Raw genomic sequence first — 4,620 nt, 5'->3', positions numbered from 1 at the left:
CGCTCGACGATCTCGCCGTCCAGCTCCATCACCAGCCGCAGCACGCCATGCGCGGCGGGATGCTGCGGGCCGAAATTGATCGTGTAGTTCTGGATGGTGACGTCGCCCGTCGTCGGCTGGGCGGGGCTCAGCTTGCCGACGACCTGGTCGACATGCGGGTCCATCGCGACCGTGGCGGGGGCGATCGTGGGGGCGATCGTGGGGGCGTCGGTCATTGGTTCTGTCCTGCCTCGGTCGGGATCACGTCGGGGTCGACAGGCTTGCTCTCCGGCTTGTTACCCTCATGCGGCTGCCCCGCCCCCGTATGCGCGGTCTGCCCCGCGCCGCTGCCCCCCTTGGCGTAACTCGAGTCCGGCGCCTTGGGCGCGGCGGTCGGCGTCTCGGTCGTTCCGGCCGCGCGCGTCGCATCGGGACTGGCCGTCGTCTGGGCGCCCTTGGCCTGCGGCAGCGCCCCGCCCTCCTCCCCCGTCTTCTCGTCGCCGGGCAACGAATATTGCGCGCCTTCCCACGAACTCAAAAAGTCGAAATTACGGAAATCCTGCGGCAGGTCGACCGGCTGCTGGACGACGCGCTTCTCCTCCTCGGAATACCGGACCTCGGTATAGCCGGTCATCGGGAAATCCTTGCGGAGCGGATGCCCGCGAAAACCGTAGTCGGTCAGGATGCGGCGCAGGTCGCGGTTGCCGGAGAACAGCACCCCGAACAGATCGTACACCTCGCGCTCCAACCACCCCGCGACCGGCCACAGATGCGTTACGGTCGGAACGGCAGCGTCCTCGTTCGTCGCGACCCGCACCTGGATGCGGTGGTTTCGAGTAAGCGATAGCAGCATATAGACGATCTCGAACCGGTCGGGCCGATCGGGATAGTCGACCCCGGCGATCTCCATCAGCTGCTGGTACTCCAGCCCCGGCGTGTCGCGCAGCGCCTGGAGCGCGGCGGGCAACCGGTCGCGGTCGACGAACAACGCCACCTCGCCGACCTTGTCCTGCGAATGGAGCAGCATGTCGCCGAGCACGTCCTCCGCGCGCTCGATCACGCCGTCATTGGGCGCATGGCGGGGCGCAGGGGCCCTCACGATGCCGATCCGTTCTCATTTCCGTTCGTGCTGAGCTTGTCGAAGCATCGTTCTTCTTGCGACCGACGCAAATAAGGACGACCCTTCGACAAGCTCAGGGCGAACGGGAAGGGAGGAAGCACCCTCACCGTTCGATGCTCCCCGACCGCCGGATCTTACGCTGCAGCTGCATGATGCCGTACATCAGCGCCTCGGCGGTCGGCGGGCAACCGGGGACGTAGATGTCGACCGGGATCAACCGGTCGCACCCGCGCACCACCGAATAGCTGTAATGGTAATAGCCGCCGCCGTTCGCGCACGACCCCATCGAGATCACGTATTTCGGCTCGGACATCTGGTCGTACACGCGGCGCAGCGCCGGGGCCATCTTGTTGCACACCGTACCCGCGACGATCATCACGTCCGACTGGCGCGGCGACGCGCGCGGCGCGAAGCCGAACCGCTCCAGGTCGTAACGCGGCATGCTGGCATGGATCATCTCGACCGCGCAACAGGCGAGGCCGAACGTCATCCACCATAACGAACCCGTGCGCGCCCAGTGGATCAGGTCCTCGGTCGACGTGACCAGGAAACCCTTGTCGTTCAGCTCGCCGTTCAGGCTGTCGAAATAGCCCTGATCGGGCGCGATGACGCTCGAATCGTCGGGCCGGGCCTTGAGCTCGACCGGGCCGGAGCTGGCGATGACGGGCGTCATTCCCAATCCAACGCTCCCTTCTTCCATGCGTAGACCAATCCCAGGGCAAGCTCGGCGATGAAGATCATCATGGCGAACCAGGCGGTCCAGCCGATCGAGAAAACGCTTACCGCCCAAGGATATAGGAACGCCGCCTCGAGATCGAAGACGATGAACAGGATGGCCACGAGATAAAAGCGGACGTCGAACTGCGCGCGCGGATCCTCGAACGCCGGGAAGCCGCACTCATATTCGGACAGCTTGTCGGGGTTCGGCTGGTGCGCCCCAGTCAGCCGCGACACCGCCATCGGCGCGAACACGAACGTCGCCGACAGGGCGATCGCGACGCCGAGGAACAGCAGGATGGGCAGGTATTGCGACAGATCGACCATGCCCTGCGCCTTAGGCTCGCAGGCCTAACCGGGCAAGGCTGACAAGGTCGCGAAGTGCTCTACTTTCCACCCTCTCCCACCGGGAGAGGGAGGGCCCCGCTCGGCGCAGCCGAGTGGGAGGGTGAAGGTGAGGGTGAGGGTGACCGCGCCCGGTCTGTCACCCTCACCCTTCCGCCGCTACGCGGCTCCCTCCCTCTCCCGGTGGGAGAGGGAACTCATCGCAGAGCCCCCGCCAGCAGCTTGTGCAGCTTGGTATGCAGCCCGTCATTCGCCGCCAGGAACTCCGACCGCTCCATCGCCCGGTCGCCCCCGCGGAAATCGGTGACGTACCCTCCCGCCTCCTTGACCAGCAGCACGCCCGCCGCCGCGTCCCACGGCTTCAGGTCGCTTTCCCAATAGCCGTCATACCGCCCCGCCGCGACCCAGGCGAGGTCGAGCGCCGCCGCCCCGAACCGGCGTATTCCCGCCACCTGCGGCGCGATCGCCCCGAAGATGCGGCTCCATTGCGCGAAGTCGCCGTGACCCAGGAACGGGATCCCCGTCGCGATCAGCGACTCCGACAGCTCGCGCCGCGCCGACACGCGCAGGCGTTGCTCCTGCACCCAGGCGCCGCGACCCTTCTCCGCCCAGAAGCTCTCGTCGGTCAGCGGCTGGTAGATCAGCCCCGCGGTGATCTCGCGCTTGCCCGACGGCATCGGCTCCTCGACCGCGATCGAGATCGCGAAATGCGGGACGCCGTGGAGGAAGTTGGTCGTCCCATCGAGCGGATCGACGATGAAGCGCGGCTTGCTCGGATCGCCGGCGACCTCGCCGCGCTCCTCCATCAGGAACCCCCAATCAGGACGCGCACGGGACAGTTCCTCGTACAAGGTCTGCTCCGCGCGCCCGTCTGCGGCCGACACGAAGTCGGCGGGGCCTTTCCGGCTCACCTGCAGCTGCTGAACCTCGTTGAAGTCACGCCTCAAGCGCGGCGCCGCCTTGCGCGCCGCGCGCTCGATGACGGAGATCAGACCGGACTGGACGGGCATAGATTGTTCCTTCTCCCTCTCCCCATCGGGGAGAGGGCAAGCGAGCGAAGCGAAGCGCGGGAGAGGGGCTGGTCCGGAGGTCGGTCCTCTGAACAGCCCCTCTCCCCGACCCTCTCCCCGCAAGCGGGGAGAGGGAGAAGAACTCAATCCGCCCGCCGAACGTAACTCTGCTCATAAACATCCACCACGATCCGCGTTCCCGCGCCGATATGCGGCGGGACCATCACGCGCACCCCGTTCTCCAGGATCGCGGGCTTGTAGCTCGACGAGGCGGTCTGCCCCTTCACCACCGCGTCCGCCTGCGTGATCAGCGCCTCGATCGTGTCGGGCAGCTGGACCGAGATCGGCCGCTCGTCATACAGCTCCATCACCACGTCCATCCCGTCCTGCAGGAACGCCGCCGCGTCGCCCAGGATGCCCGCGTCGAGCGTGATCTGCTCGTAGGTGACCTTGTCCATGAAGGTCAGCTGGTCGCCGTCCTTGAACAGGAACTGGAAGTCGGTGGTATCTAGCCGAACCCGCTCCACGCTCTCGGCGGAGCGGAAACGGACGTTGGTCTTGCGGCCGTCGATCAGGTTCTTGAGCTCCACCTGCATGTACGCGCCGCCCTTGCCGGGCTGGGTGTGCTGGATCTTGACCGCGCGCCAGATGCCGCCTTCATACTCGATGATGTTGCCCGGACGGATGTCCACGCCGTTGATCTTCATGTGCGACCCGATGTGAAAGAGCTTGGCGCGCGGCCTTATCGAGCCCCCTCCCGCTCGGCAAGCAGCGGGTAGGGGTTGACGTCCTCCCCCTGCCACCACCGATCACCGGGGCGCATGCGCGACGTGCTGAAATGCAGGTGATGGTTCCCCTCCCCCGCATCGCCCGTGTCGCCGACATAGCCGAGCACCTGACCCCGGCGGACTTGCATCCCCTCGCGAACATCGCCCGCATACGCCTTGAGATGCGCATAATAATATCGCCAGCGCCCGTCCGCGGACCGCAGATACAGCGTCGTGCCCCCAAGCCCGCTTTCGAACAGCTTCTCCACCCGGCCCGAAACCACCGCGACCACCGGCGTGCCCTCCGTCGCCATCAGGTCGATGCCCCGGTGCCCGCGCCCGCCGCTCCGCGCGTCGCCCCAGCTGTCGCGAACCTCGGACCGCGCGAAGCCCAGCACGGGCACCGACAGCCCCGCCGCGCGCTCGGGCTCGACCGTCAGCGGACCCGGTCGCGCGGCCGTAAAGCCGAGCGGCTCGGGCTCGGCCGCCCGCTCGAACCGCACCGTCGTCACGGACACGAGCGCCGCCCCGGCCACGACGACGATCCCGCCGACCGCGAGACCAAGGCGCTTCACGCTCGTCAGGCCTGGAACACCGCCGTGACGCCCGGCTTCACCATCAGCGACAGCCGCGCGACGTCCCAGTTGGTCAGGCGAATGCACCCGTTCGACTGCGCGCGCCC

The 4,620-nt window shown here is 67.2% G+C and carries 7 protein-coding genes and 1 pseudogene; all 8 read right to left on the bottom strand.

All coding sequences use genetic code 11. The annotated features are described in order from the left end of the window. Positions 1 to 164 (bottom strand): annotated as a pseudogene (locus ACFE71_RS14985) (NADH-quinone oxidoreductase subunit D); the annotation flags it as partial. Positions 165 to 211: 47 nt separating this feature from the next. Continuing rightward, positions 212 to 1,078: an NADH-quinone oxidoreductase subunit C gene (locus ACFE71_RS14980; protein ID WP_375429562.1), complete on the bottom strand. Its 867-nt coding sequence runs from the start codon at positions 1,076 to 1,078 to the stop codon at positions 212 to 214. A gap of 124 nt (positions 1,079 to 1,202) precedes the next feature. Then, positions 1,203 to 1,772, bottom strand: a complete 570-nt coding sequence (locus ACFE71_RS14975) for a NuoB/complex I 20 kDa subunit family protein (protein ID WP_375429561.1) — start codon at positions 1,770 to 1,772, stop codon at positions 1,203 to 1,205. Further along, a complete protein-coding gene (gene ndhC, locus ACFE71_RS14970; RefSeq protein ID WP_375429560.1) occupies positions 1,769 to 2,143 on the bottom strand; it encodes an NADH-quinone oxidoreductase subunit A in 375 nt (124 codons plus the stop codon). The genes ACFE71_RS14975 and ndhC overlap by 4 nt, the downstream gene beginning before the upstream one ends. Before the next feature lie 215 nt (positions 2,144 to 2,358). Continuing rightward, on the bottom strand, positions 2,359 to 3,171 hold the full coding sequence (locus tag ACFE71_RS14965; RefSeq protein WP_375429559.1) for an inositol monophosphatase family protein: 813 nt from the start codon (positions 3,169 to 3,171) through the stop codon (positions 2,359 to 2,361). Between the two features lie 143 nt (positions 3,172 to 3,314). Then, positions 3,315 to 3,878 carry an elongation factor P gene (gene efp / locus ACFE71_RS14960; protein ID WP_375404220.1) on the bottom strand — a complete coding sequence of 188 codons (564 nt, stop codon included), beginning with the start codon at positions 3,876 to 3,878 and terminating at the stop codon, positions 3,315 to 3,317. A gap of 35 nt (positions 3,879 to 3,913) precedes the next feature. Further along, entirely contained in the window at positions 3,914 to 4,513 is a 600-nt protein-coding gene (locus ACFE71_RS14955; protein WP_375429558.1) for a M23 family metallopeptidase, read from the bottom strand. 5 nt (positions 4,514 to 4,518) lie between these two features. Further along, positions 4,519 to 4,620, bottom strand: a 102-nt coding sequence (locus ACFE71_RS14950) for a L,D-transpeptidase family protein (RefSeq protein WP_375429563.1), incomplete at its 5' end; no start/stop codon positions are given.

The organism is uncultured Sphingomonas sp. (assembly GCF_964237155.1).
Classification (GTDB): Bacteria; Pseudomonadota; Alphaproteobacteria; order Sphingomonadales; family Sphingomonadaceae; genus Sphingomonas.
The sequence above is the reverse complement of the archived record's forward strand: the minus strand, read 5'-3'. Positions and strand labels throughout refer to the sequence as shown.

What these genes read in the sequence shown, in the direction of transcription:
- efp (WP_375404220.1), bottom strand. Translation starts at nt 3,878, where the DNA reads ATGAAGATCAACGGCGTGGACATCCGTCCGGGCAACATCATCGAGTAT.
- ACFE71_RS14965 (WP_375429559.1), bottom strand. Translation starts at nt 3,171, where the DNA reads ATGCCCGTCCAGTCCGGTCTGATCTCCGTCATCGAGCGCGCGGCGCGC.
- ACFE71_RS14975 (WP_375429561.1), bottom strand. Translation starts at nt 1,772, where the DNA reads ATGACGCCCGTCATCGCCAGCTCCGGCCCGGTCGAGCTCAAGGCCCGG.
- ndhC (WP_375429560.1), bottom strand. Translation starts at nt 2,143, where the DNA reads ATGGTCGATCTGTCGCAATACCTGCCCATCCTGCTGTTCCTCGGCGTC.